Raw genomic sequence first — 26,140 nt, 5'->3', positions numbered from 1 at the left:
TATGGGCGTCCTTGGCAGCTGGGACGATGATAGCACCGGTAAGGATAACAAGTAGATAGTGATGCAAAAATGGAAGCACCGCTGGCACGCCCTGTGTCGGCTTGAGCAGAGTTTTAAACCCCGCGGACTGGTGTTGCTGGTCATGGCACTGGCACTGATTCTGACCGGCTACAGCGTGGGTTATTTGGAGCAGTGGGCTCTGCATAAGCAGGTCGACCACTACCAAGCGGCGCAGGAGGAGTGGCATCAGGAGCGGCTCGAGCTGGAGCGCGAGTTGGCCACCCGTGGTCTGGAGGTTCGAATGGAACAGCAAAGCCAGGCCGAAACCCGCGAGATGATGGCGCGTCAGCGTGAGCAGATCCAGGCACTGGAAACCGACCTGACCTTCTTCCGCAACATCATGGCGCCGGAAAAGACCGCTGATGGCGTTCAGATCCACGACTTTATTCTCGATGAAACCGCCGATCTGGATCGCTTCCGTTTCCGTCTGGTGCTGACCCAGCAGAAGATCCGAAAGCGCTTTGTGAAGGGCAACGTCACCCTCACCCTGTACGGCAGTGAGCAGGGGCAGGCGGTCAGCCGCGACCTGACTCAGCTGGGGGTGGATGGCGCTGGTCTGAAGTTCTCGTTCCGCTACTTCCAGCAGCTGGAGGACGAGTTCACCCTGCCGCAAGGCTTCGTGCCGGAACGTCTGGTGGTGCAGTTGAGACTGCCCGCGGCCACTGGCCAGAAGGCGTCCAGCGCCGAGATCAGCTACCCCTTTGCGGATCTGGTGAGTGCGCCCATAATGGCGCAGCTCCGGGATAACCACTGATCCGACAAAGCTTGAATGCATTGGTCGGGTATTGGATAATCGCCGGGCTTAACGTTGAGAGGTAAAGATGACTGTCGAAGCCGAACAAGCGATGCCGATCCAATTTTCCGATGCGGCCGCGGCCAAAGTGAAGGCGCTGCTGGCGGAGGAAGAGAATCCCGAACTGAAACTGCGGGTCTACGTGACCGGTGGTGGCTGCTCCGGGTTCCAGTACGGCTTTACCTTTGATGAGAAGGTAAACGAGGGCGATTTCACCATCGAGAAACAGGGCGTCACCCTGCTGGTGGACTCCATGAGCCTGCAATACCTGGTAGGCGGCGTGGTGGATTACACCGAAGGGCTGGAAGGCAGCCGTTTCTTCGTGAATAACCCCAACGCCACCACCACCTGTGGTTGCGGTGCGTCCTTCTCCATCTGAGACGGCTCGAATTCGCTGAAAAACCCCCGCATTGCGGGGGTTTTTTGTTACAGGTTCCAGGACTCGAGATACTCTCCCGCCCGTTTGGCGACCCAGTCATCGCCCTGCTGTAGCTGGCGCATCATCTCTATCGCCCGCGGCTTGTCCTGGTCGGCATAGCGTCCTTCGTACAAACAGTCTGCCAGATTCAAGGTGCCTAACCGGCTGCCTTTCTCATGAGCTTCCTGATAGAGAGAAAACGCTTTAAATGCGCTCCCAATGCCTCCCAATGCGTTGTCATACATAAAGCCGAGGTTGGCGATGGCGTCGACACTGCCCAGATCGATAGCCAGCTGATACAGCTCGCGAGTGAGCTCCGGGTTCTTATCCAGCCATACGCCAATTCTGTATTGGTAACCTAGCGACATCACTTCATCTGCCAGGATTAGCCGGTCTTCCGTCGTTGATGGTGGTGCCAGGTTCAACTGTTGCCGGATAAATTGATCCACCATGGTCAACTCCAGCCGATGGGGAGTCCAGTGGTCGTGGCCGTGCCCGGATCGTTTGAACAGCACAGTGCTGTAGGGTTTATTCAGGCGATCAAGTTGCATGGTCAAACGATGGAAATGTTCAATATCGACGGTCTTATCCTGCAAGCCTGCGTACAACAGTAAAGGCACTTCGATATTCTCCGCCTGTCGAATCAGTGAGCGGGGGCGCAGGTGCATATCCTGATCAGGGGCGTCGCCATAAGTCCGCTCAATTGCCCCTCGAAGTTGTCCATGTACCGCAAAATTGCTGCTGTTGTAGATAAAGGAGAGGTCGGACAGGCCGAAGCCTGAGATGGCGCAGTGGTAGAAGCCGGGATTCTGGATAGTGAGTGCAATGGCTGAGTAGCCGCCATAGCTGGTGCCAAAGGCGCAGCGATGGGGGAATTGGTAGCGCGCTTGTACCTGTTCCACCACGGCCTGAATATCGGCTTCAATCTCTCGTCCCTGCTCTCCGACGCCCAGCTCCATAAAGGGTTCTCCCTTTCCACCGGAGCCCCGGTAATTCACTCGCAGGGTGCTGTAACCCCGAGAAGCAAAGTACTGCTGGTCAGGATTGAAGTTGCGGTCATCCTGAATACCAATAGGGCCGCCATGTGGCATCACCAACAGCACGCCATTGGAGGCGTCGGGGCGCATCAGAAACGCCTCAATCTCGATGCCGTCCGGACGCGTTACGGTAAACACCTCAGATTCGAAGAACTGATAGGGTTCAAGCTGAGGCTGCTGATCAAACAGTTTTCTCAGTGTGCCGTTGCGTCGCAGATACACACTGCCTGGCCGAGATTCTGAGAAAACCGCCAGCAAATCGGTGCCGTGCTGGCGATCGGCCAGTACAACCTGATGTCCGGCGAGTTCGCTTTGAACCTCGCTGACCAGAGATTGATGCGACGACTGTAAATAACGGATCTGAAGCTGACCAAACTGATAGAAAGAGACCGCGACAAGCTCGCCGTCGGCATCAATGCTGGCATCGGTAATGTCCAGGCCATCAAGCTGATAAAGGGGTTCAGCCAGTGATTTTTTGTCGAGGTCGTAGGCGTACACTCCGACGGTACCGTTACCCTCCCGGGTCAGTACCGCGATCCGTTCCGGGCTGATAAAGCCTATTGGCTTCATCGGTTGATCGTCTTCACTGAACTTGTGGCCATAACGCCAGGGCTTATCGCTTGAGACCCTGAATACCAGGCTTAACCGGTCGCTCCGCATGATCAGCCCCAACCGCACCTCCCCGTTGTGATCGGCGGTCAGCAGTACCGCGTAGCTGAGCTCGCCGGATACCAGGTTTTTGTCTTTCAGTTGAGGCTCTATCGGCTCATTGATGTTGACGCGGTAAGCGGCATTGCCTTTGCTGGCAGGCCGCCGGGCCATGATCAGAACATGGTCTTCATCGTCTGGCTGTGCGCTGATGAGATGGAGCGACTCATCCAGATCGTTACCACGCCACGGGTGGTCAGGGTTCTGTGGCTCATAGTGATAGAGCCTGAAGCGCTGGTTGCCCCTGTCCCGGTGCTGCAACAGAAGCGTGGTGCGGTCGACCCAATAAATCCGGTCAATGGTGGTGGGGCGGCTGTACAGGTTTTCGGTAATGCTAAATAGGGGGTATTGCTGATGGCTTTCAACATGTTGAAGCTGCCAGGTGATCTTATCGCCCTGACGTTCGAAATAGGAAACCCACTGGCCATCCGGGCTCAGCATGGCTCGGCCATGATGGAAATTCTGGTGGGTCATGTTCAGTGGAAAATAGGCGCCCTGCAGGGGCAACGCCGTCACGATCAGAGTGATGGCGGCAAGCAGTAGTGGCTTCATCTCATCACCTCAAACAGGTCGTCACGGCCTGCACCGGAGTAAACCAGCGGGTATTGCACGAGTAGCTCTGGCAGTTGCTTCTGGCTGAAGTCGAGCGCGAAGGAGGAACGATTGGTGAAGTGAATCTGGCCCAGATACCCCTGTCGTGATACTTGGGTGTGGAAGTCACCGATGTAGTTGATGCGATTGGCTTCGACCCGAAAAGACCAAAGGCCCGGGTTGTCCTCTTCGCTCAGGGTTGCCCAACTTTTTAAGGTGGCGACGTAACGGATCAGCTTGGAAACGCGGTATTCGCCAGCGGGCATGCTGAACAGGTAGTAATCACCGTGATTTCCGTATGGGGTTGAGTAGCGGTTGTAGGTTTGCAGCGCGTCCCAGTTTAATAGGAAATTACCCTGCTCGCCGGTGATCATAATTTTACTGAGCACCCGATGGTTGGCGACTCTCATTAACACCAAACCTTCCTGAGGCTGGAGAGCAAGCTCGGTGTGCTGATCCTGACCATAAGTGGTGAGTTTTGTGGTACATCCCTGCACCATCAATAACAACACCATCAGTATTATCCGTCTCACGATTGACTCCTAATCCTTGGACTCTGAGACAGATTAACGCAGTTAATAAAGTGTTAATAGCGAGTGGGGTTCGCAAGGAGTGAATGTGGATTCACCTGACAATATCTCTGAGTGGGATGGCCATCCCCCGGTACGCCCCGGGCCAGAGCGATAGCACCAAGCTCGTGTTCCCCTGAGACGGCTCGAATTCGCTGAAAAAACCCCGCACTGCGGGGTTTTTTTGTTGCCTGGATTCCGCTGTCAGCCTCAGTCGAGGGAGAAATCCATCCGTACGGTGGAAGGGGCGATGACCGGATTACCCGCCTCAAACCGGGGGGCGAAGCGCCATTCCTTCAAGGCGTCCAGGGTGGCCTTTTCAAACGCTTCCCCCCCTTCAGACTCGATCACTTCCAGCTCAGTGACAAAGCCCTGCGTATCGATGTTAAACGCTACGATGACATAACCGTCTTTGCCCCGCCGCGCCATGTCTAACGGGTATTTGGGTTCTTTGCGATACAGTGGAACCTGCTCCTGATCCTCCTGCCAGGGGGTCATCTGCCCTACGGCCTGACAGTGGGCTGTGGCAAGCTCTGGCTCACCAATGCGCTGGTAGAGCTCCACCAGCTTGGTGTGTGCCCCCAGGGCGATGGGGTGGGTAAAGCTCAGGCCCTCATAGTGGCCAAGAATGCGCTCCAGCTCGTCGATGGCCTTGAGCCGGCGCCGTTCTCCGGCCAGCACCATCGCCAGTCGAAACTCCGCTTCCAGCCGGACGCTGTCGTTTTCCGGTCGCTCGCTCTGCAGCGTTTCAACCGCTTCTAAGATAAAGGCTTTGGCGCTGCGGGCGGTCTCCGGGTGCGTTTTCAGCTGGTCAAAGGCCCACAGCTGCAGGGTGGCCTGCTGCATGGGTTTTCCTTCGCTCAGCTCAATGGCACGCTGATAGTAACTGCGGGCCCGACGCGGTTTATCGGCGGTTTTGGCCATACCGAGCAGTGGGTCCAGCAGAGCCTCACTCTGTTCACCCTGTTGAGCTTCCAGCCGGGTCAGGGCGTCCTGATAGGCATCGAAGGCCTCCGCCTGAGTGGCAGCCCATTCCTTCGGGGATTGCCTTTTGGCCAGATTTTCCAGCGCTGAGCCGAGATTGATGGCGAGGGTGGCGGTGCGGGGATCCGCGTCATCCAACTCAGACACCGCAATCTGATAGGTGCGCTCTGCCTCTCTGGCGATACTCTTCAGATCGCCTGCCTCAACAGCTTGTTCATAGGCGTCGTACGCGCGGTACAGCGCACTGTCGTTGCTATTGGCGTGGGACAGCGGGGGGAGCAGCAAAACGGCGCACAATCCCAGTGCCGCCGGGATTGCCCGTCGGAGGTTCAACATATCCATATGTTTTATTTCCACTTTGTGATGATTGAAGCCTCACCAATATAGGTAGCCGATCCCGTCAGTTCAAGCTGAGGCAACCGGGGTACGCTCGCCCCTGTGCCATACCGTTAGTTAATCAAAAGTAACAAACTTGTGTTCTCCTGAGGCGAGTCAGCCTTTATCCTGCATCCATTGAGTTTGCAGTGGGAGTTCCCCGTCCATGTCCTTTCTTCGCCATCCCTTTGTTATGGCCAGCCTTATTGCGCTGGCCCTGTTGCTCTGGATCCTGTCCGGAATCGGGCAGGCACCGGAGCAGGCCAAGATGGCCAGCAGTGGCGAAGCCGCCCAAGCCACCGAAGTCACCGCCCGCCGCGTTCAGGCGGAAACCGTGATGCGTGAAGTAAACCTGTATGGCCGTACCGAGCCGGACCGGATGACCACCCTTCGCGCCGAGGTGAAAGGCCGGGTGTTGGAGGTGTTGGTGCCCCGTGGGGCCCGGGTGACGGCGGGCCAACCGCTGCTGCAGCTGCACCAGCGTGACCTGCCCGAGCAGCTGGCCCGGGCCCAGTCTGAGCTGAAACAGCGCCAGATTGACTTTGATGCCAGCAATAAGCTGGCTAAGCAGGGGTTGCAGGGGCGATTGCGCCAGGCCGAAGTGGAGACCGAACTGGTCAAAGCCCGGGCCGAGGTGAAACGGCTGGAGCTGGACCTGGCCCACACCACAGTGCGGGCGCCCTTTGACGGTGTGTTCAATGAGCGAATGGTGGAAGAGGGGGATTACCTGGCGATCGGCGACCGGATTGGCACGGTGGCGGATCTCGACCCTCTGGTGGTGAACGCGGAGATCACGGAGATCGATGTGGTCGGGCTTCGGGTAGGCCAGGCTGCCAACGCCAGCTTTATCGGCGATGCGCCGGTGGCAGGCACCGTGCGTTACATCGCCTCGGTGTCCACTGAAGGCACCAACACCTTCCGCATCGAGGTGGCGCTGCCCAATCCGGACGGCCGTTTGCGCGCCGGCAAAAGCACCGAGCTGCGCCTGCCGCTGGACACCCAAAAAGCCATCTACATCACCCCCGCCCTGCTGGCACTGGACGAGCTGGGCAACCTGGGGGTGAAGACCGTGGAGAACGACGTCGTGCGCTTCCTGCCCATCGAGGTGGTGAAAGCGGATGGCGATGGGATCTGGACCGGCGGCGTGCCGGATGAGGTCACTCTGATCACCATCGGACAGGGCTTTGTGCGCGACGGTGACCCGGTAGCCGTCTCCTACGAGGAGGCGGGCCAATGACCGGGGTGATCGCCGCAGCCCTGGCCCGAAGCCGCAGTGTGTTGATGGTGTTTGTGCTGTTGCTGATTGCCGGCAGCCTGACCTACCGCAGCATCCCCAAGGAGTCGGAGCCGGACATCACCATCCCGGTGATCTACGTCTCCATCACCCACGATGGCATCTCACCGGAGGACGCTGAGCGGATGCTGGTGCGGCCGATGGAGCAGGAGCTGCGCAGCATTGAGGGCATTGATGAACTGCGGGCCACGGCCGCCGAGGGCCACGCCAGTCTGGTGATGGAGTTTGACGCCGGGTTTGATCCCAAAGTGGCGCTGGCGGATGTGCGCGACAAGGTGACGCTGGCCAAGGCCAAGCTGCCCGCGGACACCGAGGAGCCTACGGTACACGAGGTGACGCTGGCGGAGGAGAACCCGGTGATCACCGTAACGCTGTCCGGTCCCATCCCCGAGCGCACTCTGGTGCAGATCGCCCGCACCCTGCGTGATCGTCTGGAGTCCCTGCCGGAGGTACTGGAGGTGGAGATCGGCGGTGACCGGGAAGACCTGCTGGAGATCCTGATCGACCCGCTGCTGCTGGAGAGCTACCAGCTGGAGGTGGGGGACATCGCCACTCTGGTCGCCCGTTCTAACCGACTGGTGCCGGCGGGCACCATGGACACCGGCGAAGGGCGCTTCGCCATCAAGGTGCCCTCGGTGTTTGAATCCCTCAAAGACATCCTCGAGCTGCCCGTTAAGGTGCAGGGAGACCAGGTGGTGACCGTCGGTGACATCGCCACGGTGCGGCGCAGCTTTAAAGACCCCAACTCCTTTGCCCGCCTGAATGGCCAGCCGGCGTTGTCGCTGGAGGTGAAAAAGCGCCCCGGTGAAAACATCATCTCCACCGTGGCCAAAGTGAAGGGGATGATGGACGCGGCCCGGGATCAGTGGCCGGAGGCCCTGGAGGTCACCTTTACCGGCGACCAGTCGGAAGACGTGGAGAACATGCTTACCGACCTGCAGAACAACGTGCTGTCGGCCATTCTGCTGGTGGTGATCGTGGTGATTGCCGCCCTGGGGGCGCGCAGTGCCGCGCTGGTGGGGCTGGCGATCCCCGGCTCCTTCCTGACCGGCATTCTGATTTTGGCCACCATGGGCCTGACGGTGAACATCGTGGTGCTGTTCGCTCTGATTATGGCGGTGGGGATGCTGGTGGATGGCGCCATCGTGGTGACCGAATACGCCGACCGCCGCATGAGCGAAGGCGCCGCCCGCAAGCGCGCCTATGCCGAAGCGGCCCAGCGCATGTCCTGGCCCATCATCGCCTCCACCGCCACCACGCTGGCGGCGTTTGCCCCGCTGCTGTTCTGGCCGGGCATCATGGGCGAGTTTATGAAGTTTTTCCCCCTCACCCTGATCGCCACCCTGACCGCGTCGCTGCTGATGGCGCTGATCTTCGTGCCCGCGCTGGGTGGGGTGTTTGGTAAACCACTGCCCCTCAGCCCGCGCCAACGGGAGGCGATGCGTCAGGCGGAAACCGGGGATATTCGCACCCTGCCGGGGGTGTCCGGACGGTATGTGCGGATGCTCGACCGCGCCATCCGCCACCCCTGGAAAGTGCTGGGCGTGGTGGCGATGGGGCTGGTGCTGATCATCACCGCCTACGCCCGCTTTAACCACGGAACCGAGTTTTTCCCCAAGGTGGAGCCCTCCGGCCTCAACCTCTATGTGCGCGGCTATGGTGATCTCTCCATCTATGAAAAGGACACGTTGATGCAGCGGGTGGAGGCACGGCTGGCGGACATGCCGGAGCTGGAAACCCTCTATGCCCGCACCGACAGCGGAGACCGCATCGGTTATCTGCGCCTCAATCTGGTGGAGTGGGACCAGCGCGAGACGGCAGACCAGCTGCTGCCGCGCATCCGCGAGCGGCTGGAGGGTCTGGCCGGACTGGAGATTGAGGTACGCAAGGATGAGAACGGCCCCTCAGGCGGTAAAGCGTTGCAGCTGGAGCTGGCCTCGCGCTTGCCGGATGCCCTGAACGATGCGGTCTACAAGGTGCGGCGGGTGCTGGAGGCGGACGGTCGCTTCCTCAATATCGAAGACACCGGTTCCAAGCCCGGCATCGAGTGGCAACTGCTGGTGGACCGGGGCAAAGCGGCGCGGTTCGCCGCCGATGCCACCGCCGTGGGCAACACGGTGCAGTTTGTCACCTCCGGCCTGAAAGTGGGGGAGTATCGCCCCGACGATGCCGATCAGGAGCTGGATATCCGCGCCCGCTTCCCGGCGGATAAGCGCCATATCCTGCGACTCGACCAGCTGCGCCTGAACACGCCCCATGGCCAGGTGCCGGTCTCCAACTTTGTCGAGCGCACCGCGGCGCCCAAGGTCGACAGCATCCGCCGTATTGATGGCCGCCGGGTGATGACCATCAAGGCCGACCTGGCGCCGGGCGTGCAGTTGGGCGCGGTGATGCCGGAGTTGCAGGCGCTGTTGCCTGAGCTGAAACTTCACCCCTCGGTGGAACTGGGCTTTACCGGTGAAAACGAAGAGCAGGCGGAGTCCCAGCAGTTTCTGGTCAACGCCTTTGGGGTGGCGCTGTTTATCATGGCGGTGATCCTGGTGACCCAGTTCAACAGCTTCTACCAGGCCTTCCTGATCCTCACTGCGGTGCTGCTTTCTACCGCCGGGGTGCTGCTGGGGCTGATGGTGGCGGGTAAACCGTTCAATATCGTGATGTGTGGGCTGGGCATCATCGCCCTGGCGGGCATCGTGGTGAACAACAACATCGTCTTGATCGACACCTACAACGTGCTGCGGGCTCAGGGTCTGAGCGCCCACGAAGCGATTCTGCGTACCGGCGCCCAGCGCTTGCGCCCGGTGATGCTGACCACCATCACCACCATTCTGGGATTGATGCCGATGGTGCTGGAAACCAACATCGACCTGATCCACCGGGTGGTGCAGGTGGGAGGCCCCTCAACCCAATGGTGGAGCCAGCTGGCCACCACCGTGGCGGGCGGGTTGGCGTTTGCCACCGTACTGACTCTGGTGCTGACCCCGGCCTTGCTGGCACTGCGGGCCGGGCGTCAGGCCCGCAAAGCGCAGCGGGCTGAAACCGCTGAAGCGGTGCCAGCGATGGCGCAGTAACCGGCGCTTGGACGCCGTGGTGAGATTGACCACCCAGTGTGAAATGGCACCACTGGGCCTAACGCCCTTATTTATTAACATTATGATTTATAAGCGCTAATTAATTTGGCCTGCCCTTTGCTGTATCTCGGGCAGGTTGGCCCGGATACCCACCGTCTCCCGGGCCAGGAATGGAACTCTTTGATAAGTAAGGACACGGTTATGACCCGTCGTTTAAGCGTACTGCTTCTCCCCCTGTTGCTCTCCGGCTGTGTGATTCACGTGGATGGGACTGCGTGTTCCAGTGCCGATTATGAGTCGAATCAGGCGGTGCAGTTGGATGGGGCTGGCCTGACTGCGCTTCAGGTCAACGCCGAAGCGGGCCGGTTGGAGATCATCGGCGACCCGGCTCAGAACAACATCGCGGTTGAAGCGGTGCTGTACAGCTCAGGCCCGGAGGCGGATGAGCATCAGTTCAGTCTGGTTCGCCAGGGCGATGTGGCGGTGCTGACCGCCACTCAGAACAGCCAGTTTGGCTGCTGGAATGATTCGCCGCGCATCGACATGGTGGTGCGGGTGCCCGCCGGTTTGGCTTTAGAGGTGGAGGATGGCAGTGGCGACATGACCCTCCACGGCATGACCGCCCCGCTGAACATTGATGATGGCAGCGGTTCCCTCACCATCAATGGGGGCCAGACGCTGAGGCTGGTGGATGGCTCCGGCGACACCTGGGTGGAGGGCATTGCTGGCAATGCCACGGTTGAGGACGGTTCCGGCAGCCTGAAACTGAGCAAGATGGGCGGTGACGTTCGGGTGGATGACGGCTCGGGCGACCTGACCATCAGCGACGTCGCTGGCCAGGTTGAGGTGAGCGATGGTTCCGGCAGTCTCAGCGTTGAGTCAGTGAAAGGCAACGTGACGGTGGATGACGGCTCCGGCGATATCCGCATTCGGCAAACCGGTGGCTTTACCCTGATTGAAGGGGGCTCCGGTGGCCTGAGCGTCAGCGACGTCAATGGGCCGGTGACCCTTAATTGAGCCCGGAACACAGCACCCAAAAAAAGGCGGCCCTTCGGGGCCGCCAGTCGTTTGCAGGGAGGGACAGCAGGCTTACTTGTGCATCTTGCCGCCGTGGTTCTGCATCAGCTTACCGGCGTAGTCGTCGGCTTCGGCGTGACACTGACCACAGGCAAACTTCTGCTGCAGGTAGGGATACATAAAGGTGTCCTTGGCTTCCGCGTCCACCAGCTGACCCTTCGCGTTGTAGAGGTCGATGGCGAAGGTGTGGATACGGATGTCACCACGCTTCTCTTTGGTCTCACGGCCTTCACCGGTGACATAACCTGAGGTGGCGTTCTTCACCACTTCCGGCATGTGGCAGGTGATGCAGTCAAAGCCAGCGTGCAGGGTGGAGTTGAACTCAATGGCGTGCTCGCCACTGTGGCAGTCGGTACAGGCAGTGACCGCACCCTGGTGGATCGCTTCATCCTGATTCAGGGTGGACTTGTGAGGGTCATGGCACACCGCACACGCGTTCTCGGCCTGGTAGTAGATCGGGAACTTGGTGAAGTGCTTACCGGTGATGTCACCGGTCTCCGGGTCGATCGCCATCAACTCATCGTGAGTCTGGTGGTGACGGGGCAGGCCGCTGCGCACCATCACACGAGCACCGTACTCCGGACCACTCGGGAAGGCTTCGTTGAAGCTGCTGACATAGCCTTTGCTGTGCTTGCGGTCACCGTCGCGGGTGTGACACTCGGCGCAGTGCACGGGCTGGCCGTAACCCATGCTGTCGCTTTGCAGGTCGGCTGTCAGACGCGGGGTGGCATTGCGGGTGATGTTGTCTGCGCTCGGGGCCTTGGTGTGGGCCAGACCGGCGCCGTGACAGCTTTCACACTGAACGCCTGCGGCGACAAAGGTGCCGGAGATGCCGGGCAGGTCGTCCTGATGCTGCGGGTTCAGGGTCTCATCAAAGGGCTTCCAGCCCGTGGTGTGGCAGTGGCCGCAATCCCAAGGCTTATTCACGGAGCCAGCGTTGTAGTTAACCATGATTTGGTCATCCAGTCCCAGCGCCTCAGCGTGGATGTTGTGCTGGGCCTGAGCGCCGGTAACCAGATAGCCGTCCTTATCCATCCAACGCAGCTTCCAACCGTAACCGCCGGAGGTGTAGGACACATCCGCGTAGGTCTGCGGAGTACCCAGGGCGTTGTCGGTGGGGTTGCCGTCGTTATCAATCTGTTCCAGTGCACCGCTCACATCGGTGTAGGGGAACTGCGGCACCTGATCATCGGCGATCTTCATGATCTTGAAGTTGTGGCCGTGCAGCTGGTGGCTGCTCATATCACCGAGCGAGGGGTTGCTGTGGCAGCCCAGGCAGCTTTGGCTGCCGGCGAAGATCGCCTCTGCAACGGTCACGGTGATGGTGGCGCTGGCTTGGTCAGTGCCGTCGCTGACGGTGTAGGTGATGGCCGCGTCGCCAACAAAGCCTTTGGGCTCAAACAGGATGCGGTCAGCGTCAACGGAAACCGTGCCGTTTTCGGTGGTGGCGCTGACCAGGGTCAGAACATCGCCCTCGTCCTCGTCACTGGCGTGCAGCATCGGGTTGATGGTCAGCACCAGGTTGCTGTCGGTCATGCGGGTGGCGTCATTGGCGACCGGTGGGGTGTTCTCCGGCGGCGGCTCCGGCGGATCGATGGGGTCTTTATCGTTGTCACTGCCGCAACCCACTAGGGCGACAGAGCTCATAAGCAGAGCCAGTGCGGTTTTATTGAAGGCTTTCATCATCATCTCCTGCGACGCTTTTAGCGCCTTTTATTTGCAGGTTCAGTATCCGAAGCCGGGCGTTGGGCGGCCAGATAAGGGCAGTTACCCAACCCGGCCAGGATGTGAAATACACTTCTATAAATCAGTGTAAATGACTGATTTACATGGGCTTAACCTTGCTCCTCCTGAAGCAGGAAGTGACACATTTGCTGCCCCTCAGTTGTCAGAAAGTAGACCTTGTTCACGTTTTGCTGAATCAGCCCACTTTGCTTGAGTTGGCGCATGTGGAAGTTGAATTTGGTGTGGTCCTCCACCCCCACCAGGCGGCACAGATCCATAAAGCGCAACTGGCGGTGACGGGCCAGTTGTAACAGGGTCTGGCGGCGGATGGGGTTGGAGAGGGCGGAGAACACCTTGTCGGCGGTCTCGTCGGCCAGCTTCGGCTGGGGCTGGCGCTGGACATTGACCCGGCGCACCGTGGTGGCCAGGGCCGCCAGGTTAAAGGGTTTGGCGAGGAACTCGTCGGCGCCTTTTTTCATCGCATCCACGGCGGTATCGACGGTGGCAAAGGCGGTGGTGATGATCACCCCCATGCCCGGCTGTAACCGGCGTAGGTTGGTGATCGCCTCGACGCCACTCATCCCCGGCATCACCAGGTCGAGAATGGCCACATCAAAGCTCTGGGCTTCGGCCGCATCCAGCGCGGTTTCGGCGCTGTCACAGGCGCACACCTGCATCCCCTCAAGCAGCAGCGCCTCCTCCAGAGTTTCGCGCAGTTCCGGATCATCTTCCGCCAACAGGATATTGAGGCTCATGGCAGGCTCCTTGGTAGATTAATGGTGACGCACAGGCCGTACAGCCAGTTGTGCAGGGTCAGCTCACCCTGGTGTTGTTGAATGATCTGCTGGCTGATGGCCAGCCCCAGCCCGGTGCCGTTGGTTTTGGTGGTATGGAAGGGCCGCAGGCAGGCAGACTGCTGATCGTCGGCGATGCCCCCGCCATGATCGCGGATGCGGATAATGGCGCGATCCCCCACCGCTTCACTGTGGATCTCCAGCCGTTGCTCCTGAGTGCTGGCGTCGATGGCGTTGCCAATCAGGTTGATCAACACCTCCTCCAGCTTGATCGGGTCACCGACGACGTAAAGCTGGGGGGCCAGGTTGCGGTGTACGGTAAAGGTTTTCAGGCGATGCCCCATCAGTTCCAGGGTGGAATGGATGACGTTATCGATGGCCACCGGCTGATTGGGCTGGGCCGAGGGACGGGCAAAGTGCAGTACCTCCTGAGCGATGTAGGTGGCCCGCTCCAGCCCTTTGCGGATGCGGCCAAGCTGGCGTTGACTCTGAGGCTGTTCCGGCAGCTGTTTCTCCAGCAAGTCGACCCCCAGGGTGGCGTAGCTAAGCGGGGTCTTGATCTCATGGGCGATGCCGGAGGCCAGCTCCCCCATGGCCCGCATCTTCTCCCCTAACAACAACTGGCGTTGCTGGTTTTCAATCTGGTCTTCCCGTTCGCGGTCGAAGATCTTCAGAGCCTGGTACAGGGTGATCAGGATGGCGGCGGCACAGAGGGTACGCAGCAGCGGCACCCACAGGCCCGCGCTGGTGGAGAGCAGGCCCGCGGCAAAACCGTAAGCGATGAGGGCCACGCCGCAATAGCCAAAGTAGTGGCCGGCCAGGCGCCGTTGCTGGTACTGCTGACGGGCGTAATAGATCATCGCCAGGCCCGCAACCAAACTGGCTCCGAGGCCGAAGATCCAGCGGATTAGGGTGGCCGCCAGGCGCAGGAAGTCATCCAATGGCATCATTGGATAGCTGGCCATCAGGTGCAGCACAAACACCCCCTGAGCCAGGGCCAGACTGGCCAACGACCAAGGCTTTCGGGCGATGCCGGTGACCACCAGCATCTTCCAGGCAAACCAGGCCAGGGCCAGGAATGACACCCATAACTTGACCACCCGAGCCAGCTTCATCTCCGAGTACCACAGCATCGGCTTGTAGGGCTCCATCAGCTGTATGTACAGCTCAGACCATTCGTGGAAAGCATGGATAAAGCCGAAGGCGGCGAGGGCGGGCAGGGCGGAGGCGATGGCGAGCTGGCTGAGGCGCAGGTTACGGAAGGCGATCACGCAACCGATGGTGAAAAACACCAGGCCATAAAACAGGTAGATGTTAAAAACCAGCAGGGTATCCATACATCTCGCCGTGGGGGAAAACGTTGATTCTAAAAAGTTGGTCCCCGGCTTACTGTGATCAAAACACCACCCATCGGTAAACAAACCGTGTCACAGCGCCCACTCTTGGGCATTGGGCCGTTCAGACAGGGCCGCCGGGCTTGTGCCCCTGAGCGGGGGACGCTGGGAATCGCCGCATGATAAGAAGAATTGTCATGACAGTGTCATATCAGGCCCTAAGATGGGCCGGGTTTACCGCGTTCAGCAAAACAGAGTGAAATGATGCAACGAGTGATGCAGGTCTTCCTGCAGTTTCTGATGTTGGGGTTGGTCAGCTTTGGTGGTCCGGCCGCTCACATTGGCTACTTCCGAAAAAAGTTTGTGGAGCAGGAGAAGTGGCTGGATGACGACGCCTATGGCCGGCTGGTGGCTTTGTCCCAGTTCCTGCCCGGCCCGGGCTCCAGCCAGGTGGGGTTTGCCCTGGGCTACCGTCGGGCCGGAGTGCCCGGTGCCGTTGCGGCCTTTCTCGGCTTCACGCTGCCGTCGTTCGTGCTGCTCTACCTGTTGGTGACCCTGAGCGTGGACGCTCTGGACAGCCCGATGGTGGAGGCGGTGATCCATGGCCTGAAGCTGCTGGCGGTAGTGGTGGTGGCGGATGCGGTACTGGGGATGAGCCGCAGCTTCTGCAAAACCGGGCTGCACTGGGCTCTGGCGGTATTGAGTGCCGCGGTCCTGCTGGTGTTTCCGGGACTGGCGGCCCAGCTGGCGGTGTTGGCGTTTGCCGCGTTCGTAGCGGCCTGGCAGGCCCGGGAGGGCAAGGCACCGGTTAGCGGCGGCTCGGCGCGGGTGCACTGGCTGCCTTTTGCCCTGCTGGCGCTGGCGGTCACCCTCGCCGTGGTGCCCGCCACCGGCCTGATGCACCGCATCTACGCCGACTTCTTCCAGGCCGGAGCGCTGGTGTTCGGTGGGGGCCACGTGGTGCTGCCGCTGCTGCAGGAAACCACCGGCGAACTGATCAGCCCGGATCGCTTCCTGACCGGCTACGCCGCCGCTCAGGCGGTGCCGGGGCCGATGTTTACCCTGGCGACGTTCCTCGGGGCGGACCTGGCTCCGCAAGCGCCGCTGTTGGGGGCTACGGTGGCGACGCTGGCGCTGTTTCTGCCCGGCTTGCTGCTGGTGCTGGTGTTCTACCACGGCTGGGAAGCGCTGGCGGCCCGGCCGCGGGTGGCCGCCGCCGCAGCGGGCATCAATGCCGCGGTGGTCGGGCTGCTGCTCAGTGCGCTGTACCAGCCGGTGTTTGTCAGTGCGGTGTTGGCTCCGGTGGATATGGCCATGGTGGTGGTGGGCTTCTACCTCCTGCGCCAACGTCAGTTGCCGATTCTGTGGCTGATTGCGGTGATGCTGGGAATGAGCCTGCTGCGTTGGTCACTGGGCTGACGCCACCGATGCGTCACCTCAGATGGGCCCCCGGGCCCACCTTCCGTTTCTCGGGTCGCTTAAGTTAAAGGACGGATGATCTGGCGAGCGCCGAAAAGCCCCGGTAGGGTAAATAGATACCCCACTGCGACCCCTTTTCCGGATGGCCAGCATGCCCGAGTCTCCTCAATCCAGCGACACGCCTGAGTCCTATCAACGCGCCCTTGATGTGGCCATCACTGCGGACGATGGCCGTCGTGCTCTGGCCCTGCTCAGCGCCATGCCCCCAGGCCAGGTCGGTCCGTTGTTGCGGGGGCTGACGCCGGGTCAGCTGGCGCCGCTGTGGCGGTTGCTGGCTGAGCAAAATGTGCGGGCCGCCGCTGACCTGCTTGACCACCTGCCCGATGGCCATATCGCCGCCATGCTGCATCTCCTGCCCAGCCTGCTGGGGGCCCAGTTACTGGAACCGATGGAGTCGGATGACCGCATCGACGTGCTGGCATTGCTGGATGAGCCGACCCGCCATGGGGTGTTGCAACACCTGCCCGCGGAGGTCAGCGAAACCTGGCAGTTGGGGCGGCAGTATCCGGTCGAGTCCACCGGCGCCATTCTGAAAAGTGAACGGCTGGCGTTCTCTGAGGATGCCACGGTGGCGGATCTGGTGGCGGCGCTGAAACGCAATGATGCCCAGATTGAGCACTACGAAACCCGCTATCTCTATCTGTTTGATCAAAAGGGACGCCATTTTGGTGCGGTTCCCCTGCATCGTCTGTTGTTGCAGGACGCGCAACGACCGCTGCGGGACTGGGTCGATAGCGGCGTTCCTACGGTGACCCCGGCGCTGCCCATCGCCGAACTGAAAGGGGTATTCGACCACGTCCGCTACTCGGTGTTGCCGGTGGTAGACGATGAGGGACGGCTGGTGGGGGTGGTGGACCAGCAGGATCTGCAGGAAGCGCTCTATGAAGAGGCGGAAAAGTCTTCGCTGGAACGAGGGGGCATCTTCGGTGGTGAGGAGATGCGCAGTATGCCGTTGCTGACCCGGGGCCTGCGTCGACTGGCGTTTTTGCTGCCTTCGGTGGTGCTCAGTTATGCCGCCGTTTCGGTGATCGCCCTGTATGAGCCGGTGCTGGAGCAGGTGGTGCTGCTGGCGGCGTTTTTGCCTCTGGTGGCCAATCTGTCCGGTGCCGTGGGCAATCAGGCGGTGGCCGTGTCGATCCGCGAGCTGGCGGTTGACCGAATCGGGTCAGATGCGGTTGGCCGGGTGATGCGCCAGGAGTTGCCCATCGGCCTGCTGGCCGGGTTGGTGGTGGGGCTGGTGCTGGCGGCCCTCTCGCTGCTGCGGGGCGGTGATCATCCGGAGCTGCCGTGGGTGATCGGCGGCGCCTACGCCCTCTCCAGCGTGGTGACGGTGCTGCTGGGGGGCGCCCTGCCGTTGTGGTTGCGTCGGTTGGGGCTGGACCCGGCCATGCTGGCCAGCCCGGTGCTGACAACGCTGAGTGACGCGACCGCGTTCTTTCTGGTGCTGTTCCTGGCCCAGTGGTGGTTGCTGGGTTAGGGGGTCAGCCGGAACAAAAACAGGGCGCCGGATGGCGCCCTGTTTGTTGTCCCTGACCGCGGCTTCAGGCGGCCGGATACCAACCGCCCAGCACCGCTTCCCGACTGGCGCCGGTGACCGCGGGCAGATTGCCCGGCAGGCCGTTGAGGTGGCGCCAGGCCAGCCAGGCAAAGGCGGTCGCTTCCACCCATTTGGACGGCAGGCCCAGGGCGTCGGTGGTGGTGAGGGTGAAGTCCGGCAGGGCCAGTTGCAGGGTGCGGCGCAGTTCGCTGTTAAAGGCCCCGCCACCGCACAGGTAGAGCTCGCCCTGTTGGGTGTGTTGGCGCACGCTGGTGGCGATGCTCTGCACCGTCAGGGCCAGCAGGGTGGCCATCACATCCTCGGCGGGCAGGTTGGCGTCGGTTTCCAGGTGTCCCCACAGCCAGCTGGCGTTGAACAGTTCGCGGCCGGTGCTCTTGGGTGCGGGCTGGGCGAAGTAGGGGTGGCTCAGCAGGCGCTGCAGCAGCACCTCGTTGACCTGACCGGAAGCGGCAATGGCCCCGTCGTCATCGAAGGGCTGATTAAACCGCTCCCGGGCCCAGGCGTCCATCAGGGTGTTGCCGGGGCCGGTATCGAAGCCCATCACCGCGCTTTTGTCGCCGGGTAGGCAGGTCAGGTTGGCGATGCCGCCGATATTGAGAATAAAGCGCGGCTGCGCTCCCGCGAACAGGGCCTGATGGAAGGCGGGCACCAGCGGGGCGCCCTGGCCGCCCAGAGCGATGTCCTTGCGGCGGAAGTCTGCCACCACGTCGATGCCGGTGGCGGCCGCCAAGGTGCTGGGGCAGCCCAGTTGCAGGGTAAACGCATGGGGGCCATCGGGCATATGGCGCACGGTCTGGCCGTGGCTGCCGATGGCGGCCACCTCATCGGCGCGAACCTCCGCCTTGGCCAGCAGGTTATGCACCGCTTCGGCAAAGGCGAGGGCGATGGCGCGGTCGGCCCGGCCCATGCGGTCAATCTCCTTGTCGTTCGGAGTGCACAGCCGGTGCAGTTCGGCCAGCAACGGCGGCGGGATCTCGATGCTGTGATGGGCCGTGAGCGTGGGGTGCCCGTGCTCGTCAAACTGCACCAGGGCGGCGTCAATGCCGTCCATGGAGGTGCCGGACATCAGGCCGATGCAGTAGGTCATGACGCTATCCTCACTGTGCGCTGTCGTTGCTCATGGCGAGCAGAATGTTCTGGCGATGCGCCAGTTGGGCCAGCCGCTCACGGGCCAGTTTGGTAAAGGCGTCCCGCTCACTGTTGGCGATGGGACGCGACTCCGGCAGCTTGACGGTGCGTGGATTGCGATGCACCCCGTTGACCAGGAACTCGTAGTGCAGGTGCGGGCCGGTGACCCGACCGGTGCCACCAAGGCGGCCGATGGTCTGCCCCTGCTTCACCCGCTGGCCCTTGCGCACCAAACGCTTGGACAGGTGCAGGTACTTGGTCACATAGGTATTGGAGTGCTGAATAAACACATAGTGCCCATTCAGGTTGTTGTAGGTGGAGGCGATCACCGTACCGTCACCCGCGGCCATGATCGGCGTGCCCACCGGCGCAACGTAGTCGGTGCCCCGGTGCGGTCGTACCTTACCGGTGACCGGATGCAGGCGACGGGGGTTGAAGTTGGAGCTGACGTAGTTGAACTGCACCGGCGCCCGCAGGAACGCCTTACGCATGGCGTTGCCTTTGTCGTCGTAGTAGTTGCCGTCGCTGTAACGCACCGCCCGGAAGGTATCGCCCTGGTTGGTGAACTCCGCCACCAGGATGTCACCATCTCCGGCGTACTGGCCGTCAATGTAGTCCTGTTCATACAGCACGGCGAAATGGTCGCCGGAACGGATGTCGAGGGCGAAGTCGACGTCCCAGCCGAAGATCTCGGCCAGGCGCATGATCTGGTTGGGCGACAGCCCGGCGTCGACCGCGGCATTCCAGAAGTTGGAGGTGATCTCGGCGCTGGCGAAGAACTCGCGCTTCTCCACCGCCTTCTCATCAAGTTGCTCCTGGTAGCCGTCGCCTTCTGCAGAGACCACCAGAGTGCGCTGGGCGTCTATCTGGTAGCGCAGTTGGGCCAGTTCACCGCTAGCAAAACCCAGCTCAATCATCTGCCCCGGCATGATGCGGGTCAGGCTCTTGCCAGCCTGGGGCAGCTGGCTGATGGCATAGAGGGTTTGCGGCGACAATCCGGCGCGGTCAAACAGTCGCGCCAGGCTGTCACCGGACTGCACTTCGAAGCGCTGCCAGTCGAGTTCCGGCTGACTGGCCTCAATGGCCACCGGTGGCAAGGTGAATTCAAGGGCCTGGCGGGTGGCCAGTGGTATGGGATCGCTATGGCGCGCTGCCAGGCTTTTGCCCGAGGGCAGCAGCAGGGCGATGGTCACCAGCAGAGTGACGGTCAGAATCAGTCCCCGGTGCAGACCGGGAAGGGCATGAAACAGGTGCCACAGACGGCCCAGCAGGGCGGTTTGGCGTTGTTCGGGGTGGACCGTTGAACGGCTCGGTTTTCGAGACACTTTCCTTAATACTCAACCGTCTTTGAAACAGGGATCCCAGAGGCCTGGGCGGCGCTATGCTACACCCTTTTATTTATGGGTGCTAACCAGTAACATTATCCGCTTTGCTAACAGAATCAAACCGAGCGGAATGTTGTATGACTGATTTGGACAAGGCCCTTGCCGAGATCTGCCGCGGGACCGACGAGATCCTGGTGGAAGAGGAGCTGGTTGCCAAGCTGAAGCTGGGCCGCCCTCTGCGTGTGAAGCTCGGTGCCGATCCGACGGCTCCGGATATCCACCTGGGCCACACCGTGATCCTCAACAAGCTGCGCCAGTTCCAGGAACTGGGCCACGAGGTGATCTTCCTGATCGGTGACTTTACCGGCATGGTCGGTGACCCGTCTGGTAAAAACACCACCCGTCCGCCGCTGACCCGCGAGCAGGTACTGGCCAACGCCGAGACCTACAAGGAGCAGGTGTTCAAGATCCTCGATCCGGCCAAGACCCGCATCGAGTTCAACTCCTCCTGGCTGGGTGAGCTGGGTGCCGAAGGCATGCTGCGCCTGGCGTCTCAGCAAACCGTAGCGCGGATGCTGGAGCGTGACGACTTTAAGAAGCGTTTTGGTGGCGGCCAGTCTATCGCCATCCACGAGTTTATGTACCCGCTGCTGCAGGGCCATGACTCCGTGGCGCTGGAAGCGGATGTTGAGCTGGGCGGTACCGACCAGAAGTTCAACCTGCTGATGGGTCGTGAGCTGCAGAAAGACGCTGGCCAGTCTCCGCAGGTGGTGATCACCATGCCGCTGCTGGTGGGTCTGGATGGCGTGAAGAAGATGTCCAAGTCCGCCAACAACTACATCGGTGTGTCTGACGCGCCGAGCGAGATGTTCGGCAAGATCATGTCCATCTCCGACGACCTGATGTGGAACTACTACGAGCTGCTCTCCTTCCGTCCTCTGGAAGAGATTGCCCAGCTGAAAGCCGACATCGAAGCGGGCACCAACCCCCGTGATGTGAAGATCGCCCTGGCCAAGGAGATCATCGCCCGTTTCCACGACGAGGCAGCGGCAGAAGCGGCTCATCAGGACTTCATCAACCGCTTCTCCAAGAACGCCATCCCGGACGAAATGCCGGAGTTCGAGTTTGAAGCCGGTATCGCCATCGCCAACCTGCTGAAGGAAGCGGGCCTGGTGAACACCACCTCCGATGCCATGCGCATGATCAAGCAGGGCGGTGCCAAGATCGACGGCGACAAGATTGAAGACAGCAAACTGGTTCCGGCCGCAGGTACCGCGGTGTACCAGGTAGGCAAACGCAAGTTCGCCCGCATTACTCTGAAGTAAGGCGCCTGACCGTTTGAATAAAGCCGCTCCGGTTTCCGAAGCGGCTTTTTTATTGGAGAGACCAATGCCCGAAGCACTCGGCTTGATGCGCGCCGGTGAGCCCTATCAGGGGATGGACCCCACGCTGGTGGCGCTGAGGATGGCGGCGTGGCAACGCTGTCGTCAGCTTAATGAACACGATATGGCCGACCAGGCCGGGCGTCAGCAGCTGGCTGAGCAGCTGTTTGAGTCCTGCGGTGACAACCTCTGGCTGGAAGCGCCGTTTCAGTGCGATTACGGCATCCAGATCCGGCTGGGGGATAACGTGTTCATCAATATGGACTGCGTGATACTCGACTGCGCGCCGGTCACCATCGCAATAACGTGCTGCTGGGGCCCAAGGTGCAGATCTACACCCCCTGTCACCCCCTTGAGGCGACACCCCGGCGGGATGGGGTAGAGTGGGCCCGACCGGTTACCCTCGGTGATGATGTCTGGGTGGGCGGTGGCGCCATCCTATGTCCGGGTGTGACCGTGGGGGACAGGGCGGTGATTGCCGCCGGTGCGGTGGTGACCAAAGATGTGCCCGCCGACACCGTCGTGGCTGGAAACCCGGCCAGAGTGATACGCAGCGGGCTGAACCCGACCGAATAGACAAAAAGGCCGCCCGGTGGGCGGCCTTTCTTTTCAACTCAGAACTCAGTGGCTGACGGCGGTCGGGCCGGAGGGCGCTTTGGGCCAGTAAGCCATCAGGTAGCGCAGGGCCACGTAACTCACTACCGCAGTGGCCACCAGCAGCTCAGCGTCCGCCAGGTGGTGCAGCACGATGTGCTGGCTCAGGCCCCAGTGCTCAAACAGCTTGGTGCACTGGTACAGCGCGGTGGCGCCGATCACCATGGGGAAGGTGAAGGCGGCGTAGCCCGGGCTGAACGGCAGGCGCATCAGGTGGAAGAACGCCAGGTAGACCAGTGCGGTCATCAGCAGGGCGATGCCCAGCAGCAGGGCCACCACCAACGCATTGGGCTCACTGACCAGGTTCAGGTAACCGGCCAGGGAGAGGCTGGCCGGCGCGGCCATAATGGCGATGGTCGGCTTGGCCGGATCCGGCACATTGGTGTGGAAGATCAGGCGGTACAGCATCAGCGGCAGCATGATGGCGTAGGCGACCATGCCGCCGTACAGCAGCACCTGGGCCAGCGGCTTAACGGCCTCGCTGGGGCAGGTGACGGCGGCCACGATGATGCCCACCGGCGGCACAAACCAGCTCGGAACCATATGGTGCCAGCCCGGCTCTTTGGCGCGGTGATAGAGGAAACCCAGCAGCAGCGCCAGATGCAGAGCCACGGCCACCAGCCACAGCAGCTGGCCGCCAAAGGGCATAAAGCGGTACAGGCTGGTGGAGATCACCATGGTGGCCATGGCAAAGGTCGGAATCACACTGCCGACCACGGCGTGGGCCACGTCCAGCTTGAGCTGGCCCGGGTTCAGGACAAACTTCACCAGCAGCGACAGCAGCAGTGCTGCAGCGATGATGGCGCCACCCAGCTGGATCTGGCCGTCGCCGCCCAGGCGGCCATCCAGACACAGACCCAGGCTGGCGATGCCCAGTGCGAGCCCGGCCAACGGAGTGGGGATGCGATTGAATTTTTCAGCAACAGACATAGTGCGGCTCCTATTCAGATGCCGCTATTGTGCGCGCCTTTTGTGTTTAATAATATCGAATGATATTTCACATCGCGTATAGAGAAACTAAATGGCTGACCTGTCGCTGCGGCAACTTCGGATCTTCGTTTCGGTGGCCCATACCGGCAACCTCGGGCGCAGCGCCGATGCGCTGTTTCTGACCCGCGGTGCCGCTTCCCAGGCGATCAAAGCGCTGGAGCAGCAGCTCGGCGTTGAGCTGTTTGAGCGACGCGCCCAACGGTTGGTGCTGAACACTCAGGGGCGCCAGCTGCTGCCGATGGCGGAGGAGCTGCTGGCGCGGGAGCAGGGGGTAATGACCCTGTTTCGCAGTGGCGTCAGCGCGACCCCATTGCGATTGGGGGCCAGTGCCACCATCGGCAACTATCTGCTGCCGACACTGTTGGCCCGGCACTGGCCTGACGATTGGCCATTGCCGGTGGTCACCCTGGCCAACAGCTACCAGTTGCAGCAGCAGCTGGCGGAGCGGGCGCTGGACTTTGCCCTGGTGGAGAGTGAGAGCATCCAGGCGGGGTTGGTGCGCCAGCCCTGGCGTGCCGATGAGATGGTGGTGGTGACGCCGCCGGACCACGCGCTGGCGGGGCAGACCGTGCCCTGGCAAGCGCTGGAGCAACAGAACTGGGTGCTGCGGGAGGTGCATTCCGGCAGCCGGGAACAGTTTGACCACCACCTGGCGCCGCGACTGAACCGCTTTAAGGTGGTGCTGGAGCTGGGCCAGCTCGAAGCGGTGGTGCGGGCGGTGCAGGCGGGATTGGGGTTGTCGCTGGTGTCGCGGTTGGCCTGTGAAGCCGCGATTCGCCAGGGGTGGGTGGGGCAGGTCAGCCTGCCTCACCCGATTCAGCGCCGCTTCTCACTGGTGCACCCGCCGGGCAGCGAACATCTGCCGCAGCTGCAGCGGGTGCTGGCACTGCTGGCAGAGGCTTAACGGCCGAATGCCGACTCCGGCAGGCGCATCAGGCTGTCGCTGCTCTGCGCCGCCAGAACCGCATGGCTGGCGGCCTTGGGCAGCAGGCGGGCAAACACAAAGTACGCGGTTTCCTGCTTGGCCTGGCACAGGTCCGGGTCGCGCTCTTTGAGGGCGTCGGCGGCCATTGCCATCTTGAGCCACTGGTGGGCCAGCACCACGTAACCGGCGAACATCAGGTAATCCACCGAGGCGGCACCGATCTCATCGGGGTTCTGCTGGGCCCGGACGGCGATACCCTGGGTCAGCTCTCCCCACTGCTGGAGGTGGGCCAGCAGTTGCTGGCGCAGGGGCTGCAGGGATTCTGGTAGGGTTTGTGCCTGCCACCATTGGGCCAGCTCGGTGCAGTAGCCCTCCAGCAGGGCGCCGCGGCTGCCCAGCACCTTGCGGGCCAGCAGGTCGAGGGCCTGGATGCCGGTGGTGCCTTCGTACAGGCAGGAGATCTTGGTGTCGCGCATCAGCTGCTCCATCCCCCATTCGGCCACATAGCCGTGACCGCCCAATACCTGCACGCCAAGGCTGGTGGCCTCAAACCCCATCTCGGTCAGGAACGCTTTGGCGATGGGAGTCAGCAGGCTCAGGCGCGCTTCGGCGCGCTGGCGCGCCTCGGAAGACACCGTGCTGCTTTTGCTGATGTCGACCCAGCTGGCCATCTCGTAAACCAGTGCACGTCCGCCCTCGGCAATCGCTTTTTGGGTCAGCAGCATTCGGCGCACGTCGGGGTGAACAATGATGGGGTCTGCCGGTTTGTCCGGGGCTTTGATGCCGCTCAGGGAGCGCATCTGCAGGCGCTCGCGGGCATAGGCCAAAGCGCCCTGGAAGGACGCTTCGGCGGCCGCCACTCCTTCCGCCGCCACCCCGACCCGGGCGGCGTTCATAAAGGTGAACATGGCATTGAGGCCGCGATTGGGCTCCCCCAGCAGGTAGCCGGTGGCGCCATCAAAGTTGATTACGCAGGTGGCGTTGCCGTGGATCCCCATCTTGTGCTCAATCGAGCCACAGCTGACGCCGTTGCGGCCGGTGATGCTGCCGTCGTCGGCCACCGCCATCTTGGGCACCAGAAACAGGGAGATTCCTTTGGTGCCCGCCGGGGCGCCTTCGATGCGGGCAATCACGATATGGACGATGTTCTCGGCCAGGTCATGGTCACCAGAGGAGATAAAGATCTTGCTGCCATCGAGTCGGTAGCTGCCGTCCTCCTGAGGGGTGGCTTTGGTGCGCAGCAGGCCCAGGTCAGAGCCGCAGTGGGCCTCGGTCAGGCACATGGTGCCGGTCCACTCGCCGGACACCAGCTTGGGCATAAAGCGCGCCTGCAGGGCCTCGTCGCCGTGCGCCATCAGGGTGGCCTGGGCGCCGTGGCTGAGGCCGGGATACATGGCGAAGGCGTGGTTGGCCGCCGACTGCATCTCAGCGCACACCAGATTGAGCGAGTAGGGCAGGCCCTGGCCACCGAACTGGGTTGGTTGCGCCAGCGTGGGCCAACCGGCGTCGATGTACTGCTGGTAGGCGGCCTTAAACCCTTCCGGGGTGGTGACCTCGCCATTGTCGAAGCGACAGCCCTGCTCATCCCCCACCCGGTTCAGTGGGGCGATCACGGACTCGGTAAACTTGCCCGCCTCCTCCAGCACCGCATCGACCAGATCCGGAGTGGCGTCCTGATAGCCCAGCTCAGCGTAGTGCTGGCCAATATTGAGGGTCTGATGCAGCACAAACTGCATCTCTTTGAGGGGGGCGTGGTAGACCGGCATGCTGTGCTCCTTGCGCAGTGAACGGGCCGGAAGTGGCCCGCAGTCAAACGTCCGTTTGACGCCCAAAGCTGCCAGATTGCCGGGGCGGTTGCCAGCCCCAAAATAA

The 26,140-nt window shown here is 61.6% G+C and carries 21 protein-coding genes; 11 read left to right on the top strand and 10 right to left on the bottom strand.

Annotated elements, in window-relative coordinates; translation table 11 throughout:
• Positions 1–61 precede the first annotated feature (61 nt).
• Both FBAL_RS15915 and erpA read left to right on the top strand, forming a co-directional pair.
• Positions 62–814, top strand: a complete 753-nt coding sequence (locus FBAL_RS15915; protein WP_013346609.1) for a DUF6776 family protein — start codon at positions 62–64, stop codon at positions 812–814.
• 67 nt (positions 815–881) lie between these two features.
• Positions 882–1,232, top strand: a complete 351-nt coding sequence (erpA, locus tag FBAL_RS15910; RefSeq protein ID WP_013346608.1) for an iron-sulfur cluster insertion protein ErpA — start codon at positions 882–884, stop codon at positions 1,230–1,232.
• 47 nt (positions 1,233–1,279) lie between these two features.
• Here the strand turns inward: erpA and FBAL_RS15905 are convergent, their stop codons facing one another.
• From FBAL_RS15905 to FBAL_RS15895, 3 genes are all read right to left on the bottom strand, one after another.
• Entirely contained in the window at positions 1,280–3,568 is a 2,289-nt protein-coding gene (locus tag FBAL_RS15905) for a prolyl oligopeptidase family serine peptidase (protein ID WP_013346607.1), read from the bottom strand.
• Entirely contained in the window at positions 3,565–4,122 is a 558-nt protein-coding gene (locus FBAL_RS15900) for a hypothetical protein (protein ID WP_013346606.1), read from the bottom strand. The genes FBAL_RS15905 and FBAL_RS15900 overlap by 4 nt, the downstream gene beginning before the upstream one ends.
• Before the next feature lie 264 nt (positions 4,123–4,386).
• The gene (locus FBAL_RS15895; RefSeq protein ID WP_171814281.1) at positions 4,387–5,496 is read right to left on the bottom strand and encodes an energy transducer TonB; all 1,110 of its coding nucleotides are present in this window, start codon (positions 5,494–5,496) and stop codon (positions 4,387–4,389) included.
• A 205-nt stretch (positions 5,497–5,701) separates the two neighbouring features.
• Here FBAL_RS15895 and FBAL_RS15890 point away from each other — a divergent pair, with 205 nt between their 5' ends.
• The 3 genes from FBAL_RS15890 to FBAL_RS15880 all read left to right on the top strand — a co-directional run bounded on the left by FBAL_RS15890 (position 5,702) and on the right by FBAL_RS15880 (position 10,914).
• Positions 5,702–6,772, top strand: coding sequence for an efflux RND transporter periplasmic adaptor subunit (locus FBAL_RS15890; protein ID WP_013346603.1), 1,071 nt, complete (start codon positions 5,702–5,704; stop codon positions 6,770–6,772).
• Complete coding sequence (locus FBAL_RS15885; protein WP_013346602.1) at positions 6,769–9,897, top strand: efflux RND transporter permease subunit; 3,129 nt, start codon at positions 6,769–6,771, stop codon at positions 9,895–9,897. Before FBAL_RS15890 ends, FBAL_RS15885 begins: the two co-directional genes overlap by 4 nt.
• A 201-nt stretch (positions 9,898–10,098) precedes the next feature.
• Positions 10,099–10,914: a DUF4097 family beta strand repeat-containing protein gene (locus FBAL_RS15880; RefSeq protein ID WP_013346601.1), complete on the top strand. Its 816-nt coding sequence runs from the start codon at positions 10,099–10,101 to the stop codon at positions 10,912–10,914.
• A 72-nt stretch (positions 10,915–10,986) separates the two neighbouring features.
• Here the strand turns inward: FBAL_RS15880 and FBAL_RS15875 are convergent, their stop codons facing one another.
• The 3 genes from FBAL_RS15875 to FBAL_RS15865 all read right to left on the bottom strand — a co-directional run bounded on the left by FBAL_RS15875 (position 10,987) and on the right by FBAL_RS15865 (position 14,830).
• Positions 10,987–12,663, bottom strand: coding sequence for an Ig-like domain-containing protein (locus FBAL_RS15875; RefSeq protein ID WP_148226765.1), 1,677 nt, complete (start codon positions 12,661–12,663; stop codon positions 10,987–10,989).
• Between the two features lie 146 nt (positions 12,664–12,809).
• The gene (locus FBAL_RS15870) at positions 12,810–13,454 is read right to left on the bottom strand and encodes a response regulator (RefSeq protein ID WP_013346599.1); all 645 of its coding nucleotides are present in this window, start codon (positions 13,452–13,454) and stop codon (positions 12,810–12,812) included.
• Entirely contained in the window at positions 13,451–14,830 is a 1,380-nt protein-coding gene (locus FBAL_RS15865) for a sensor histidine kinase (protein WP_013346598.1), read from the bottom strand. The genes FBAL_RS15870 and FBAL_RS15865 overlap by 4 nt, the downstream gene beginning before the upstream one ends.
• 261 nt (positions 14,831–15,091) lie before the next feature.
• Here FBAL_RS15865 and chrA point away from each other — a divergent pair, with 261 nt between their 5' ends.
• Together chrA and FBAL_RS15855 are read left to right on the top strand one after the other, a co-directional pair.
• Entirely contained in the window at positions 15,092–16,246 is a 1,155-nt protein-coding gene (chrA, locus tag FBAL_RS15860) for a chromate efflux transporter (protein WP_013346597.1), read from the top strand.
• Between the two features lie 151 nt (positions 16,247–16,397).
• Complete coding sequence (locus FBAL_RS15855) at positions 16,398–17,783, top strand: magnesium transporter (protein WP_013346596.1); 1,386 nt, start codon at positions 16,398–16,400, stop codon at positions 17,781–17,783.
• Positions 17,784–17,847: 64 nt separating this feature from the next.
• Here the strand turns inward: FBAL_RS15855 and FBAL_RS15850 are convergent, their stop codons facing one another.
• Complete coding sequence (locus tag FBAL_RS15850; protein WP_013346595.1) at positions 17,848–18,951, bottom strand: anhydro-N-acetylmuramic acid kinase; 1,104 nt, start codon at positions 18,949–18,951, stop codon at positions 17,848–17,850.
• A gap of 10 nt (positions 18,952–18,961) precedes the next feature.
• Positions 18,962–20,260 carry a peptidoglycan DD-metalloendopeptidase family protein gene (locus FBAL_RS15845; RefSeq protein ID WP_013346594.1) on the bottom strand — a complete coding sequence of 433 codons (1,299 nt, stop codon included), beginning with the start codon at positions 20,258–20,260 and terminating at the stop codon, positions 18,962–18,964.
• A gap of 194 nt (positions 20,261–20,454) precedes the next feature.
• Between FBAL_RS15845 and tyrS the strand changes: the two genes are divergently transcribed.
• From tyrS to FBAL_RS20550, 3 genes are all read left to right on the top strand, one after another.
• Positions 20,455–21,642 carry a tyrosine--tRNA ligase gene (gene tyrS, locus FBAL_RS15840; RefSeq protein ID WP_013346593.1) on the top strand — a complete coding sequence of 396 codons (1,188 nt, stop codon included), beginning with the start codon at positions 20,455–20,457 and terminating at the stop codon, positions 21,640–21,642.
• Positions 21,643–21,706: 64 nt separating this feature from the next.
• Positions 21,707–22,081, top strand: a complete 375-nt coding sequence (locus FBAL_RS15835; RefSeq protein ID WP_216086795.1) for a maltose acetyltransferase domain-containing protein — start codon at positions 21,707–21,709, stop codon at positions 22,079–22,081.
• Positions 22,024–22,275, top strand: a complete 252-nt coding sequence (locus FBAL_RS20550) for a DapH/DapD/GlmU-related protein (protein WP_216086794.1) — start codon at positions 22,024–22,026, stop codon at positions 22,273–22,275. Before FBAL_RS15835 ends, FBAL_RS20550 begins: the two co-directional genes overlap by 58 nt.
• Before the next feature lie 45 nt (positions 22,276–22,320).
• Here FBAL_RS20550 and FBAL_RS15830 read toward each other — a convergent pair whose 3' ends face one another.
• Positions 22,321–23,283, bottom strand: a complete 963-nt coding sequence (locus FBAL_RS15830) for a TDT family transporter (protein ID WP_013346592.1) — start codon at positions 23,281–23,283, stop codon at positions 22,321–22,323.
• A 91-nt stretch (positions 23,284–23,374) separates the two neighbouring features.
• On the opposite strand from FBAL_RS15830, the gene FBAL_RS15825 reads away from it, so the two are divergent.
• Positions 23,375–24,247 carry a LysR substrate-binding domain-containing protein gene (locus FBAL_RS15825; RefSeq protein ID WP_013346591.1) on the top strand — a complete coding sequence of 291 codons (873 nt, stop codon included), beginning with the start codon at positions 23,375–23,377 and terminating at the stop codon, positions 24,245–24,247.
• Here FBAL_RS15825 and FBAL_RS15820 read toward each other — a convergent pair.
• Positions 24,244–26,034, bottom strand: a complete 1,791-nt coding sequence (locus tag FBAL_RS15820; protein WP_013346590.1) for an acyl-CoA dehydrogenase C-terminal domain-containing protein — start codon at positions 26,032–26,034, stop codon at positions 24,244–24,246. The genes FBAL_RS15825 and FBAL_RS15820 overlap by 4 nt on opposite strands.
• Positions 26,035–26,140: the final 106 nt, after the last annotated feature.

This window comes from Ferrimonas balearica DSM 9799 (genome assembly GCF_000148645.1).
GTDB lineage: Bacteria > Pseudomonadota > Gammaproteobacteria > Enterobacterales > Shewanellaceae > Ferrimonas > Ferrimonas balearica.
Note: the sequence above shows the minus strand (reverse complement) of the source record. Positions and strands in the feature narration are given on the sequence as shown.